This is a genomic window from Rhizobium sp. GCM10022189 (assembly GCF_042656325.1).
Taxonomy (GTDB): domain Bacteria; phylum Pseudomonadota; class Alphaproteobacteria; order Rhizobiales; family Rhizobiaceae; genus Rhizobium.
Genome location: NZ_JBHSOR010000049.1, coordinates 500171 through 513716, shown reverse-complemented (window position 1 = coordinate 513716; position 13546 = coordinate 500171). Strand labels below are relative to the sequence as shown.

The window sequence follows — 13546 nt, the reverse complement described above, 5'->3', positions numbered from 1 at the left end:
GCTCCTATGGATATGAACGAAATCAAAGAGATCTTTTTCCAGGAGTGCGAGGAACAGCTCGCCGAACTGGAATCCGGTCTCCTGAAAATGAATGATGGCGATCGCGACCCGGAAACCGTCAATGCGGTCTTCCGTGCGGTCCATTCGATCAAGGGCGGTGCCGGCGCCTTTGGCCTGGATGATCTCGTCGCCTTCGCCCACGTCTTTGAGACCACACTTGATTGCGTTCGTTCCAACAAGCTTGAGCCGACCCAGGACGTCCTGAAGGTGATGCTGAAGTCGGCCGACGTGCTCGCCGACCTGACCAACGCTGCCCGCGATGGCGGCAGCGTCGACGAAAGCAGAAGCCGCGGCCTCGTCAAGGAACTGGAAGCGCTTGCCCATGGCGAGCTGCCGTCTCCCTCGGCAGTTTCCGAGGCGCCCGCGCCGAAGCCGGCCCCGAAGGCCGCTCCCGCTCCGGCTGCTGCGGCCCCGGCTCCCGCGCCGACCGACGATAGCGGCTTCCAGCCGATCCCCTTCTCCTTCGACGATTTCGGCGGCGAAGAGAAGCCGGTCGATCTGCCGGCCTACGAAATCACCTTCAAGCCGCGCTTCGAACTCTATTCGAAGGGCAACGACGCCACGCTTCTTCTGCGCGACCTCTCCCGCCTCGGCGAGATGAGCATCTATTGCAACGCCGATGCCCTGCCGGGCCTCGAGGAGCTCGATCCGGAAGGCGCCTATTTCTTCTGGAACATCACGATCAAGACCGACAAGGGCGAAGACGCCATCCGCTCGGTCTTCGAATTTGCCGAATGGGATTGCGATCTGACCGTGAAGCCGGCAGAGGACAGCAAGCCGGGCGAGACCAATGACGAACTGCCGATGGTCCCGGTTCCGTTCGATCTTTCGATCCTGGACGAAGGCGGCGCCTCCGAAGCGCCGGCCGCTGCCCAGGCCAAGGCCGACGACACCGCTGCTGCCGTTGCCGCCGCTGAAACGGCGACCAACGTCACGCAGATGGCGGCTGCCGCCGCCCGTGTCGAAAAGAAGGAATCGGCTGCCGCCGCTGCCGCCGCAGCGGCCAGTGCTGCGGCCCAGAACAATGCCGCTGCCAGCGCCGGCCAGACCATCCGCGTCGATCTCGACCGCGTCGACCGCCTGATCAACCTCGTGGGCGAGCTTGTCATCAACCAGGCGATGCTTTCCCAGAGCGTCATCGAAAACGATACGACCGGCACGTCCTCCATCAACATGGGCCTCGAAGAGCTGCAGCAGCTCACGCGCGAGATCCAGGACTCGGTCATGGCGATCCGCGCCCAGCCGGTGAAGCCGGTCTTCCAGCGCATGTCGCGTATCGTTCGCGAAATCGCCGACATGACCGGCAAGTCGATCCGCCTGATTACCGAAGGTGAAAACACCGAAGTGGACAAGACGGTCATCGACAAGCTGGCCGAGCCGCTGACGCACATGATCCGCAACGCCGTCGACCACGGTATCGAAACGCCCGAAAAGCGCGCCGCTGCCGGCAAGAACACCGAAGGCACGGTCCGCCTGACGGCAAAGCACCGTTCGGGCCGCATCCTGATCGAACTCGCCGACGACGGCGCCGGCATCAACCGCGAAAAGGTCCGCCAGAAGGCGATCGCCAACGAGCTGATCTCGCCCGACGCCAACCTGTCGGATGAGGAAATCGACAACCTGATCTTCCTGCCGGGCTTCTCCACGGCCGACAAGATCTCCGACATTTCCGGCCGCGGCGTCGGCATGGACGTCGTCAAGCGCTCGATCCAGGCGCTCGGCGGCCGCATCAACATCACCTCGAAGCCGGGCCAGGGCTCGGTCTTCACCATGAGCCTGCCGCTGACGCTCGCCGTTCTCGACGGCATGGTGGTCACGGTCGCCGGCCAGACCCTTGTCGTGCCGCTGACGGCCATCGTCGAAACCCTGCAGCCGGAAGCCGCGTCGATCCATTCCTTCGGCGCCAACCATCGCCTGATCTCGATCCGCAACTCCTTCTGCCCGCTGGTCGATGTCGGTCGTATCCTGAACTTCCGCGCCACCCAGGCCAATCCGGTCGAAGGTGTCGCCCTTCTCGTCGAATCCGAAGGCGGCGGTCAGCGCGCGCTCATGGTCGACGCGATCCAGGGCCAGCGCCAGGTCGTCATCAAGAGCCTCGAGGCGAACTACACCCACGTTCCGGGCATCGCCGCCGCAACCATTCTGGGCGATGGCCGCGTGGCCCTCATCCTCGATGTGGACGCAGTCGTCGGCGCCTCGCGCGGTCAGTCGCTCAAGGCGGAAATGTCTCTGGCGGCAGTAGGATAAGAGGCGATGTCGTACACGGCAAAAAATCTGACCCTGGGCGGAAACGAGCTTATCGCATTTCGCATCGGCGATCAGGAATTCTGCGTGAACATCATGGCGGTCCGCGAAATCCGGGGCTGGACCCCGGCGACCGCGATGCCGCACTCGCCGTCCTATATGATCGGCGTCATCAACCTGCGTGGTGCGGTGCTGCCGATCATCGACCTGTCGGCCCGGCTCGGCATGAAGCCGGTCGATCCGACCGCGCGTCACGTCATCATCGTCGCCCAGGTCCGCCGCAAGACGGTGGGCCTGCTGGTCGATGCGGTTTCCGACATTCTGACCGTCACCGACGCGGACATCCAGCCGACGCCCGAAGTGTCCTCCGACCTTCAGCGTCAGTTCGCCCGCGGCATCCTCTCGATCGAGAAGCGAATGATCTGCCTGATCGAACTTGAAGCCCTGTTCCCCGAGACCGAAAGCGAAGCCGCATGAATGCACTTGGCCTAAAAGATCAGAGGCAGCCCGGTGCCGACGAGGTTCTGGCGAGCGGCGAATATCCGCTGACGCGCCGCGACCTCTCGGAAATCGCTGCAATGATCTATTCGGATGCAGGGATCTATCTGAACGAGACGAAGGCCTCGCTGGTCTACTCGCGCCTGTCGAAACACATCCGCAATCTCGGCCTTTCGGGATTTCGCGAATATTGCGATCTCGTTGCCTCGCCGGCAGGCGCCGCCGCCCGGCGCGAGATGCTGTCGCACCTGACGACGAACTTCACGCGCTTCTTCCGCGAAAACCACCATTTCGAGCACCTGCGCGACCATGTTCTGCCCGATCTCCTGAACCGGGCGCGCGCCGGCGGCCGCGTGCGGATCTGGTCGGCTGCGTCCTCGGACGGGCAGGAGCCCTATTCGATCGCGCTGACCGTTCTGTCGATGATGCCGAACATCGCCGACTACGACTTCAAGATTCTCGCAACCGACATCGATCCGAAGATCCTCGCGATCGCCCGCACCGGCGCCTATGACGAAAACGCGCTGGAGACCGTCTCGCCTGCCATGCGTAAGCAATGGTTTACCGAAGTCGAGATGCAGGGACGCCGCAAGTTCCAGGTCGACGACCGCGTGAAGCGCCTGATCACCTACAACGAGCTGAACCTGATGGCGCAATGGCCCTTCAAGGGCAAGTTCGACGTCATCTTCTGTCGCAACGTCGTCATCTATTTCGACGAGCCGACGCAGATGAAGATCTGGCAGCGCTTCGCCGGCCTGCTGCCGGAGGGCGGTTATCTCTATATCGGCCACTCCGAGCGCGTCTCGGGCGAGGCCAAGCACGTCTTCGACAATGTCGGTATCACCACCTATCGCTATACGACCAAGGGCATCGGGAGGAAGGCATGAGCGCTCCGGCAAGAGTTCTCGTCGTTGACGACTCGCCGACCATGCGCGGCCTGATTTCGGCCGTCCTGAGTTCGGATCCCGAAGTCAGCGTCATCGGCCAGGCCGGCGACGCCCTGGAGGCGCGCGAGGCGATCAAGCGGCTGAACCCGGACGTCGTCACGCTCGATATCGAGATGCCGAACATGAACGGCCTCGATTTCCTCGAAAAGATCATGCGGCTGCGGCCCATGCCCGTCATCATGGTTTCGACCATGACGCATCGCGGCGCGGAGGCGACGCTCGCAGCCCTCGAAATCGGCGCTTTCGATTGCGTCGGCAAACCGCAGCCGGGCGAACCGCGCCCCTTCGGCGACCTCGTCGAGAAGGTGAAGGCGGCCGCCCGCACGCAGCGCAATTTCGGGCAGCCGGCCAAGCCCGCCGCCGTCACGCCGCCGCCCGCCGTCGCCGACTTCCGCGTCGGCCGCAAGATCGTGGCGATCGGTTCGTCGACCGGCGGCGTCGAGGCCCTGATCGCCGTGCTGCAGAAGTTCCCAGCGAACTGCCCGCCGACCGTCATCACCCAGCATATGCCGCCGACCTTCACCAAGAGCTTTGCCGAACGGCTGAACCGCCTGTGTGCGCCGGTGGTGGAAGAAGCGACCGACGGCGCGCGTCTGGAGATCGGCAAGGTCTATCTGGCGCCCGGCGGCGAACGTCATCTGCAGGTCGCCAACGTATCGGCGCCCTGCTGCCGGCTGGTCGACCGGGGGCCGGTCAACGGCCATCGCCCGTCGGTCGACGTGCTCTTCGATTCGGTTGCCGAGCTTGCCGGACGCAATGCGGTCGGGGTGATCCTCACCGGTATGGGTCGCGATGGGGCTGCCGGACTGTTAAAAATGCGACACGCAGGGGCCAGAACGCTCGGCCAGAACGAAAAAACCTGCGTTGTTTACGGAATGCCAAGAGTTGCCTACGAACTTGGCGCAGTTGAGCAGCAGCTCCCGCTTGCTGCTATCGGCGAAGAGATACTGAAAATGACAGCCGCCCGAAAGGAAGGGACCGAATAATGTCGATCGCGGAGAAAATCAAAGTTCTGATCGTTGACGATCAGGTTACGAGCCGCCTGCTGCTCAGCGACGCGCTGACGCAGCTCGGCTTCAAGCAGATCACCTCTGCCGGTGACGGCGAGCAGGGTATGAAGATCATGGCGGAGCAGCCGCACCACCTCGTGATCTCGGACTTCAACATGCCGAAGATGGATGGCATCGGCTTCCTGCAGGCCGTTCGCAGCAACCCCAACACCAAGAAGGCTGCATTCATCATCCTCACCGCACAGGGCGACCGCGCGCTGGTGACGAAAGCTGCCCAGCTCGGGGCAAACAACGTCCTGGCAAAGCCCTTCACCATCGAAAAGATGAAAGCGGCTATCGAAGCCGTGTTTGGAGCCCTGAAATGATCACTGAGGGTACGGCCCGTCGCGTACACATCATCCAGGGTGAATACAAGGTCCTGAGCGATCCGGATGCGGTGCTCACGACCATCCTTGGCTCGTGCGTGGCAGCCTGCCTCAGAGATCCCGTCGCTGGTGTCGGCGGCATGAACCACTTCCTGCTGCCGGGGACAGGCAACACCCCGATGACCGGCGGCGATGCCACGCGATACGGCGTGCATCTCATGGAACTGCTGATCAACGGCCTTCTGAAACAGGGCGCCCGGCGCGACCGGCTGGAGGCCAAGATATTCGGAGGCGCGAAGACGATCTCGACGTTCTCGAACGTCGGCGAGCAGAACGCGGCCTTCGCCGTGCAGTTCCTTCGGGATGAAGGCATTCCGGTGGTCGGCTCCAGCACCGGCGGAGAGCATGGACGCAAGATCGAATATTGGCCGGTTTCCGGCCGTGCCCGGCAATACCCGCTGACCGGTGCCGAAACGCAGCGAACCGTCGCTCTCGAACAGCGTCCCGCCGCTCCGCAGAAGCCCGCCGAAACCAGTATCGAATTCTTTTAATGGCGAGGATTTTTATATGACTTTTACACCGATTATCGAGCCGCCGTCGCCGGTTGAGGCGCTGAGCGACATATTGATGCGCATTGTTTCCGAGCTTCACGACGTCGCCTACCTCATCGAACGGATCGAACCGCAGCTGCTCGAACTGGGCGGCACGGAAATCCTGAACTCTCCCGACAGCATGAAGGTGATGCAGGGCATCGATCTTGCCGTGCAGAAATCGCGCGGTCTGGCCGAATTCATCGACACCATCACCGGTGAAATCCCGCAGAGCTGGTCGATCGACGTCGCCACCGCGCTTAGCCTCGTCAAGCTTGCCGAAATGCAGAAGGCGCTCGGCGGCGGCACCCGTCACGGCCATTCCCAGCCGCTCAGCAAGGCTGCCGGCGACTTCGATTTCTTCTGATCCGGCAATTCATTCCTGCATGCGCCGAACGAAACGCTCGCACAAGTTTCGGCGTCTATTCGTCAAATGAGGCAATAAGCCTGCTTTGTCTTTGACGGATCGTGCGAGAACAGAATGAATCTGTTAAATCAATTAGTTCAGATCTTTAAGAACTTTGGTTCCCTTGGGCGGACGCGTTTGATGATCCTTGGTGGGGTCGGCGCCGCTTCCATCGCAATCATCCTGGCGGCGGCAATTTTCGTCAACAAACCGGCCCAGGAAACGCTCTACGTTGGCCTGGAGACGCCAGATCTCAACCAGATCAGCATGGCGCTCGCCGAAAGCAATATCGATTTCCAGGTTGGGTCGGACGGCTCCAGCATCACCGTACCGGCCGGCATGACGGGCAAGGCCCGCCTGCTGCTTGCCGAACGCGGTCTGCCGAACAGCGCCAATGCCGGCTACGAACTCTTCGACAATGTCGGTTCGCTCGGCCTCACCTCCTTCATGCAGGAAGTGACCCGGGTGCGCGCCCTCGAAGGCGAAATCGCCCGCACGATCCAGTCGATCTCGGGCATCACCGCCGCGCGCGTCCACATCGTCATGCCCGAGGTCGGCAACTTCCGGAAGGCCGAACAGAAGCCGACGGCATCCGTCATGATTCGCGCCAGCGCCGCGACCGGGCGGAACGCTGCCACCTCGATCCGCCACCTTGTCGCCTCGGCCGTGCCGGGGCTCGACGTCGATGACGTGACGATTCTCGATTCGGCCGGCCAGCTTCTCGCTTCCGGCGACGAAGCCAGCAACAGCACGCTGAACCGCTCTCTCAGCATCGTCCAGAACGTGCAGCAGGAAGTCGAATCGAATATCGACAAGGCGCTGGCACCCTTCCTCGGTATGGACAACTTCCGCTCCAGCGTCACGGCCAATCTGAACACTGACGCCCAGCAGATCCAGGAAACCGTCTACGATCCGGAATCCAAGGTCGAACGCTCGGTTCGCTCCACCAAGGAAAATGCCCAGTCGCAGCAGCGTCAGTCCGACAACGCTACGACGGTCGAGCAGAACATTCCGCAGGCAGCCCCCGATTCCGGCGGCGCGAATGGTCCGCAGTCGGAGGACAAGTCCGACAAGCGCGAAGAGCAGACCAATTACGAAATCAACAGCAAGACGACGGCCACGACGCGCAACAGCTACCGCGTGGAGAAGCTCTCCGTCGCCGTCGTCGTCAACAAGGGCCGCATCGCCAAGATGGTGGGCGAGCCGGCCGACCAGGCCAAGATCGACGCTTATCTGGCGGAGATGAAGAGCATCGTCGCCTCGGCCGCCGGCCTCGATACGAACCGCGGCGACGTGGTCACGGTCACGGCGATGGACTTCCTCGAGAACCAGCTCCTCGACGACGCCAGCAACGGCATCCATGTCATGGATATGCTGAGCCGCAATCTCGCAGGCATCATCAACTCGCTGGCCTTCGTCGCGGTCGCCTTCGTGGTGGTCTGGCTGGGCGTGCGTCCTCTCCTGCGCACCATCAACGGCTCGGCATCCTCCTCCGCTGCGGTCTTCGGCGACGCAACTCCGGAATCGGCCGGCCTGGAACTGCCGGACTTCGCACCGGCGGGTGCTGCCGCCGGCGGCGCGCTCATGGACGGCTTCGGCTCCGACTTCGGCTTCGACAGCACCGAGGATCTGCTCAGCCTCGGCGACGACGACGGCAACTTCAACCGCCGCGTCAAGGAAGGCCCGGAACGCAAGCTTGCCCGCATGGTGGAGATCAACGAGGAGCGCGCCGCGAAGATCCTCAGGAAATGGGCCATCGACGAAGCAGCATGATGAAAAGGCCGGGAAACCGGCCTTTTTCATTTCAGCTGTGGAAAGGTCCGCCGGTAACGGCAACGTTACCCGCACGCATTGCCGGTTCGCAAGCAGGCCGATTGCGCCATTGCACAGAATGCCGATGTAGAAGTCGCAGGGTGGCGGAATGGCGCCGCTCAAACGAGGCTCAAGCCCTGCATAAGGCGAAAGGCTCAAGTATGTCTCCAGTAAAACAGAAGAGCGTTGCTTTCAGGCGTCTGAAATTTGCTTTCGCCGGGCATTCGGTTGCGGCGATTCCCTTCCGGGAACTGTGATAATTACGTCATTCGCATCGATAATTCCGCTCGCGGTCACTCGCGCATAAGGCGAGGAACATTGCGGCCAGGGCCAGAATCATCCTAGCTTCATATATCTTCGCGAGAGTGGAGTGGTGATCGAATCACCGCATGGAAGGCCGCAAAAGTAAATCCCCAGAAGTCGGAGATGGTGATTTGCGATGGTTGGCTTACCCTTAAGTGATTCGGAGTGGGATTCGCGTGGGGCATGTGTTTGAATCCCTTTCACAAAAACAGAACTTTTTTGCGGGAATCGACAGTTTCTCAGCCGCAGGTCACTGCCAATGGATATGGACATATTTCAGGCGAATAAAGGCGAGAAGCAGATGGCGAACTTCGTCGGCGCCAATGTACCGGATCTTCTGCCGCGCGATGAACTGATTGATCGCCTTCGCGTCATTGCCGAAACCGGCAAATTGCAGGCCGGCCTGCGGGCGCTGACCGAATATGTCGGCGCCATGCACTATCTGATGGCGCGCTGCGACCTCATCCAGGAAAGCGGCCTGGACTTCATCGTCTCGTCCGACTGGCCTTTCGATCTGGTGAAGGACGTCGCCAACGACCTGGTTGCCGGTTACGCGCGTTCGACCGAATTCGAGAAGTGCATGCAGGTGCTGCAGCCGGGCTTCGCGCTCCTGCCCGAAGGCGCCGAACTGCCCTACGGTGCGAGCCGGCAGTATTGCTCGCTGACCTTCAATGTCGGTCGCTCTCGTCTGGCGCTGATGTTCCTGTTCAGGGAAGGCTTCGTGCTTTCGCCGGAACGCCTTCGCGACGTCGGGCTGCTTGCCGGCTATTTCGCAAGTTTCCTTCGCTGCGGCGGCACGAAGGTCGATCGCGATTTCGAACTGACGGACCGCGAGCTGGAATGCCTCTTCTGGATCGCCGAAGGCAAGACGAGCGACGAGATCGCCATGATCCTCGGCATCTCCCGCAATACGATCAACAACTACATCACCAGCGTGATGCGCAAGACAGCAACGAAGACGCGTTCCGAAGCGATAGCCTTCGCCGTTCGCAACAATCTCGTCTGAGAGGAATCATGGGGCACCAACCAGGCAGGGCCATAGGCAATACGGACCAGATGCGGATGGTCCGTGTGAACAGGATTTCCAGCCGGTCTGACCTTTTCCCGCGCCTGATTGCCATGCAGAAGCTTGCCGATGCGCAAGGCTTCGCCGTCTTCCGGGTCAGCGGCTCCGGCGTGCCGGCAAAACAGCGCCTGATCTGCGAGCTGGAGAACTGGGGTCCCTCGAATGCCGGTTTCGGCAAAGCCTTCGTCGATGCCTATGGCGAGGCCCTGCTCGACCACATCGACCGCTCCCTGCTGCCTTTGTTCTGGGCCGGCAGCCATGATCGCGCGGCTCCGGGTCCTGCCGATTTCTCGCCTTTCATGGTCAGGCTGAGGGACGGCGTGGTGCCTTTCTCGGGTCTTGCCTTCCCGGTGCGCCTCGGCGCCATCGGCAACGGCTTCGTGCTCTTCACCGGCGACGATCTCGATCCGCAGAGCGATACGATCATCGAGCTGCACGGCCGCTGCTGCAATGTCATGATGGACCTTCTGTCGCTGGACGAACGGCGTGCGGCGGCGACCGAAGCCCTGAGCGAGCGGGAGATCGCCTGCCTTCAGCTTGCCGGCGACGGCCGTATCAGCGAAGAAATCGCCGACAAGCTCGGCCTGTCCGTTCATACGGTGAACGCCTATCTCGGCTCGGCGACCATCAAGCTCGATTCGGTCAACCGAATCCAGGCGATCGCCAAGGCGATTCGCCTGGGCTACATCAGCTAGAACAATCCCGGCGAAAGCGGGCCGCGGTTTGTGCCCGGAATTGTGTGAAGGCCGAAGCGTTTCCTGTATCGAGGAAGGCGGAAGGGCTCTGCAAACGGCAAGGCCCGGCGCCTTGCGGGCCGGGCCTGACAATCCGCAGCGAAAAATGCTTCAGCTGGCGAGCGCCTGGGGCCTGGCCACGATATAGCGCGCTTCGCGCAGGCTTCTTTCCAGGAAAGCCGTGTTTACGTCCGGATCGCTGGAGGCGTTCTGGAAGGAAATATGATTGATCTCGATGCCGGCATGGTCTTCGGCCAGCGTCAACTGCGCATAGACGGTCACGCCGCGCGGCTTGATTTCAAGATCGAGCACAACTTCGGGCTTGCCACCCCATTCCAGCGTATAACTTCCCCCCAGGCCGAAGTTGACAGTACCGGGGTGGAAAAACAGTTCCGCCGCGGAAGCGACGAGATCGGCGAGATTGCCGTAATACTCGAAACGCAGCAGAGAAATGAGATCGGATGCGTCCAGAAGCCTGAGCTCGGTTGCGACCGGGCTGATCGCTTCTGCAAGGATTTTTTCACGCTGGGCAGAGTAGGGGCATTTTTTCATTCGACTTATCTTACCCGTTTGTTCTTGGCCTCCGCGGCGTAAACCCGATGAATGAGTTCCGCGACGGCCTTATAGAAGACTGACGGTATGACACTATCCACCGAGACTTGCGCAAACATGGAGCGTGCGAGAGGCGGATCCTCGAACACGGGGATGTTGTTCTCTTCGGCGATCTCTCTGATTTTCAACGCAATCAGATCCTGCCCCTTGGCAAGCACGACCGGCGCGTCGTTTTCCTCGCGCACGTAGCGCAGCGCCACGGCATAGTGCGTCGGGTTGGCGATGACGAGGGTGGCGCGCTGGACGCTGGCGATCATGCGCCGGCGGGCGCGGTCGCGCATGACGGAGCGCTGTCTGCTCTTGACGAAGGGGTCGCCCTGCGACTGCTTGTTTTCTTCCTTCACCTCGTGCTTCGTCATCTTCAGTTCGGTGAACCAGTGATAGCGCGTCCAGAAGACGTCGGCGATGGCGACGATGGCGGTGGCAATCAGCATGACGATGATGATCTTGCGCATCGCCGTCATCATGCGCACCATGATCGTCTGCGGATCGGAGAACATCGCGTCGATCGAGCCGAAATATTCGCTTCTGAGCACGAAGAAGAGAATCACCCCGACGACGACGACCTTGAACAGCGATTTGCCGAATTCGACGAGGCCCTGAAGGCTGAAGAGCCGCGACCATCCCTTGATCGGCGAAATACGCGACGCCTGCGGACGGATGCGTTCGAGCACCGGCGTCGGCAGGTTCTGAAAGACCGACGAGGCGATGCCGAAGACCATGAACATGATGAAGGCGGGGGCAAGAAGCGCGGCCACCGCCCAGCCGAGCTTGGCAAAGAGCGAGATGACGTCAGGCCCGGTCTCGATTTTCCACTGGTCCGGCTGCTCGAAGACGTCGCGCAGGGTCTCGGCCATGTGTGACGTTGCGCTGGGCAGGAAGAAGACGAGGTAGACGAAGGTCGCCAGAATGGTCGCGAAGATGGAGATTTCGCGCGAGTGGGGGGTATTCCCTTTTTCGGCAGCATCAGACCGCTTTTTCGCGGTAGGGGCTTCTGTTTTGCTGTCCTTGTCCTCATCGGCCAAATGCGTGGCCCTCCGTCAAAGAAAAAGGCCGCTGCTGCGGCGCGGCCTGTTTCCAAGAACGGTAGACGTGTGCGCAGTGCCGATCAACCGCTGCCTTGAGGGTCAGCCGAATTGTCAACAGCTGCGATGGATCAGGCCGCCGCCGGGCCGCCTTCCTTTTCCTTGAGTTCGATCTGGCCGCCATTGGCCAGGCGAATCGCTTCCTGCGCGACGGCGCGGCGCGCAATCGCGATCTCGCGCGGGTTGACGCCAGCCATGCCGCTCTGCAGATCCGATTCGATCATGCGGCGCTGGCGCGGGCTGATGGAGGAAAGGACCGCTTCGCGGATTTCGGCCGATGCGCCGCGCAGCGCGACGGTAAGAACGTCGGCCGAAATGTCGTTGAGCAGCATGACGCGGCTGCGCTGCGGCATGAACATGATATCCTCGAAGAGGAAGATCTTCGGACGCACCTTGTTGACCGCTTCGCGGCTGATCGATTCGAGCGAGGTCAGCAGTGTGTCGACCTGCGGCTTGTCCATTTCGTTCATCAGGTCTGCGACCTTGGTCGAGCCCGATGCGTTGCGTTCCGCGTCGATCTCGGCAAGCAGCGTCATCACCTGGTTTTCGATGATCTGTGCGGCCTTCGGGCTGACGCCCTTCATATTGACCGTACGGTTCATGATATCGGCGCGGCGGTTGTCGGGAAGCTGCAGCAGCACCTTCGCTCCGAAGGAGGAAGGCATCATGGACAGGATATAGGCGACGGTCTGCGGATGTTCGCGCAGCAGGAACTGGGCGACGAAAGCCGGTTCGGCCTCGGCCAGACGGTCCCAGATGGATGTCTCGTAGGCCTGGAAGGCGGTGCGGCGGCCAAGCAGGCTGTCGACTTCGTCAGGCGTCAGGCCTTCTTCAAGGATGGCCTCGATCGCCTTGGCGTTGTCCATCAGACCCGCGCCTTCGGTGAAGAGATCTTCGAATTCGCCGACGAGCTGCAGCAGCTCGTCCGGCGGGATGGCGCGAAGCGCCTGGGCGGATGCGATAATGGTCTGCAACTCGGCCTGCGTGAAATATTTCAGCAATCGGCCGGCGACGCCCTTTCCCATAGCGAGAAGAACAGCCGCCGCCTTTTCAGCCTGGGTCAACGGTTTCCCGGCAAGTGCGCCGCCGAAATCGTCAAAGTCCATCATGGTCTAACCTCTCCGTCCCACACAGGGATCAGGCTTTTTTCGTGCTCAAAACTTCTATCAGTTTTACACCGAATCGCGTGTCGTCATTATCAAGAACCGTAATCTCGCCGCGTGCAATCTTGCGGCCGTTCACCATTATTTCGACCGGCTCGCCGATCTTCTTGTCGAGCGCGATGGTGGCGCCCTCGGTGAGGTTCATCAGCCCGGAAACCTGCATGCGGCTCGTTCCGAGCATGATCTGGACATCGATAGGAATATCCATGATCAGGTCGAAGTTCGAGTTCAGCGCGCTGCCGAGCGGTGCCGGGGCGGACTGGAAGGCGTTGCCGCCGAAGCTCGGCGCGGCGCTCGGGCTGGCAGCGCTCGCGGCCGCCATGCCCGCAGCATTGCCACCGAAATCGCCGCCACCGAAATCGCTGCCTGCGAAATCGGCGCCGCCGAAGGACGTTTCGCCGGCATCGCCGCCGAACGGCGAAAGGTCCGTTCCTGCTGCGAAAGCATCGGTCTGGAAGTCGCCGCCGAACTGCGAAAGGTCGCTGTCCGAATCCTTCTTCAGCACGCCGCGCAGATCGTCGATCGCCTGATCCAGATCGGCTTCGCTGCCCGGCATGTCCAGGGAGAGGTCACTGTTCTGCTGTGTCTTCTTCGTAGCCATGAAATCACTATTCCAGTTGAAACTTGCCTCAAACTGCCTTTGCGGCCGTG

The 13546-nt window shown here is 61.5% G+C and carries 14 protein-coding genes; 10 read left to right on the top strand and 4 right to left on the bottom strand.

What is annotated here, in order from left to right:
• Positions 1-6 precede the first annotated feature (6 nt).
• From ACFPWW_RS23590 to visR, 10 genes are all read left to right on the top strand, one after another.
• A complete protein-coding gene (locus tag ACFPWW_RS23590) occupies positions 7-2307 on the top strand; it encodes a chemotaxis protein CheA (RefSeq protein WP_112566819.1) in 2301 nt (766 codons plus the stop codon).
• A gap of 6 nt (positions 2308-2313) precedes the next feature.
• Complete coding sequence (locus ACFPWW_RS23585; RefSeq protein WP_112566816.1) at positions 2314-2781, top strand: chemotaxis protein CheW; 468 nt, start codon at positions 2314-2316, stop codon at positions 2779-2781.
• Positions 2778-3689: a protein-glutamate O-methyltransferase CheR gene (cheR, locus tag ACFPWW_RS23580; RefSeq protein WP_112566813.1), complete on the top strand. Its 912-nt coding sequence runs from the start codon at positions 2778-2780 to the stop codon at positions 3687-3689. Before ACFPWW_RS23585 ends, cheR begins: the two co-directional genes overlap by 4 nt.
• A complete protein-coding gene (cheB, locus tag ACFPWW_RS23575) occupies positions 3686-4735 on the top strand; it encodes a protein-glutamate O-methylesterase CheB (protein ID WP_112566810.1) in 1050 nt (349 codons plus the stop codon). Before cheR ends, cheB begins: the two co-directional genes overlap by 4 nt.
• Positions 4735-5124 (top strand): response regulator, encoded by a 390-nt coding sequence (locus ACFPWW_RS23570; RefSeq protein ID WP_007816129.1) that lies wholly within the window; start codon positions 4735-4737, stop codon positions 5122-5124. The genes cheB and ACFPWW_RS23570 overlap by 1 nt, the downstream gene beginning before the upstream one ends.
• On the top strand, positions 5121-5675 hold the full coding sequence (cheD, locus tag ACFPWW_RS23565) for a chemoreceptor glutamine deamidase CheD (RefSeq protein WP_112566807.1): 555 nt from the start codon (positions 5121-5123) through the stop codon (positions 5673-5675). Before ACFPWW_RS23570 ends, cheD begins: the two co-directional genes overlap by 4 nt.
• Before the next feature lie 16 nt (positions 5676-5691).
• Entirely contained in the window at positions 5692-6081 is a 390-nt protein-coding gene (gene cheT / locus ACFPWW_RS23560) for a chemotaxis protein CheT (RefSeq protein ID WP_112566803.1), read from the top strand.
• 114 nt (positions 6082-6195) lie between these two features.
• Positions 6196-7893 (top strand): flagellar basal-body MS-ring/collar protein FliF, encoded by a 1698-nt coding sequence (fliF, locus tag ACFPWW_RS23555; protein WP_377313399.1) that lies wholly within the window; start codon positions 6196-6198, stop codon positions 7891-7893.
• A 601-nt stretch (positions 7894-8494) separates the two neighbouring features.
• Positions 8495-9241 (top strand): transcriptional regulator VisN, encoded by a 747-nt coding sequence (gene visN / locus ACFPWW_RS23550; RefSeq protein ID WP_112566797.1) that lies wholly within the window; start codon positions 8495-8497, stop codon positions 9239-9241.
• Positions 9242-9249: 8 nt separating this feature from the next.
• Positions 9250-9996 (top strand): transcriptional regulator VisR, encoded by a 747-nt coding sequence (gene visR, locus ACFPWW_RS23545; RefSeq protein WP_112566794.1) that lies wholly within the window; start codon positions 9250-9252, stop codon positions 9994-9996.
• 150 nt (positions 9997-10146) lie between these two features.
• Here the strand turns inward: visR and ACFPWW_RS23540 are convergent, their stop codons facing one another.
• The 4 genes from ACFPWW_RS23540 to fliN all read right to left on the bottom strand — a co-directional run bounded on the left by ACFPWW_RS23540 (position 10147) and on the right by fliN (position 13496).
• On the bottom strand, positions 10147-10587 hold the full coding sequence (locus ACFPWW_RS23540) for a hypothetical protein (RefSeq protein ID WP_112753745.1): 441 nt from the start codon (positions 10585-10587) through the stop codon (positions 10147-10149).
• A gap of 5 nt (positions 10588-10592) precedes the next feature.
• The gene (flhB, locus tag ACFPWW_RS23535) at positions 10593-11672 is read right to left on the bottom strand and encodes a flagellar biosynthesis protein FlhB (protein WP_112566788.1); all 1080 of its coding nucleotides are present in this window, start codon (positions 11670-11672) and stop codon (positions 10593-10595) included.
• A gap of 131 nt (positions 11673-11803) precedes the next feature.
• Positions 11804-12841 carry a flagellar motor switch protein FliG gene (gene fliG / locus ACFPWW_RS23530; protein WP_112566785.1) on the bottom strand — a complete coding sequence of 346 codons (1038 nt, stop codon included), beginning with the start codon at positions 12839-12841 and terminating at the stop codon, positions 11804-11806.
• A gap of 28 nt (positions 12842-12869) precedes the next feature.
• Positions 12870-13496 (bottom strand): flagellar motor switch protein FliN, encoded by a 627-nt coding sequence (fliN, locus tag ACFPWW_RS23525; protein WP_112566782.1) that lies wholly within the window; start codon positions 13494-13496, stop codon positions 12870-12872.
• Positions 13497-13546 lie beyond the last annotated feature (50 nt).

Coding starts and splice junctions, on each gene's coding strand:
- ACFPWW_RS23590 (WP_112566819.1), top strand. CDS start 7: ATGGATATGAACGAAATCAAAGAGATCTTTTTCCAGGAGTGCGAGGAA.
- ACFPWW_RS23585 (WP_112566816.1), top strand. CDS start 2,314: ATGTCGTACACGGCAAAAAATCTGACCCTGGGCGGAAACGAGCTTATC.
- cheR (WP_112566813.1), top strand. CDS start 2,778: ATGAATGCACTTGGCCTAAAAGATCAGAGGCAGCCCGGTGCCGACGAG.
- cheB (WP_112566810.1), top strand. CDS start 3,686: ATGAGCGCTCCGGCAAGAGTTCTCGTCGTTGACGACTCGCCGACCATG.
- ACFPWW_RS23570 (WP_007816129.1), top strand. CDS start 4,735: ATGTCGATCGCGGAGAAAATCAAAGTTCTGATCGTTGACGATCAGGTT.
- cheD (WP_112566807.1), top strand. CDS start 5,121: ATGATCACTGAGGGTACGGCCCGTCGCGTACACATCATCCAGGGTGAA.
- cheT (WP_112566803.1), top strand. CDS start 5,692: ATGACTTTTACACCGATTATCGAGCCGCCGTCGCCGGTTGAGGCGCTG.
- fliF (WP_377313399.1), top strand. CDS start 6,196: ATGAATCTGTTAAATCAATTAGTTCAGATCTTTAAGAACTTTGGTTCC.
- visN (WP_112566797.1), top strand. CDS start 8,495: ATGGATATGGACATATTTCAGGCGAATAAAGGCGAGAAGCAGATGGCG.
- visR (WP_112566794.1), top strand. CDS start 9,250: ATGGGGCACCAACCAGGCAGGGCCATAGGCAATACGGACCAGATGCGG.
- ACFPWW_RS23540 (WP_112753745.1), bottom strand. CDS start 10,587: ATGAAAAAATGCCCCTACTCTGCCCAGCGTGAAAAAATCCTTGCAGAA.
- fliG (WP_112566785.1), bottom strand. CDS start 12,841: ATGATGGACTTTGACGATTTCGGCGGCGCACTTGCCGGGAAACCGTTG.
- fliN (WP_112566782.1), bottom strand. CDS start 13,496: ATGGCTACGAAGAAGACACAGCAGAACAGTGACCTCTCCCTGGACATG.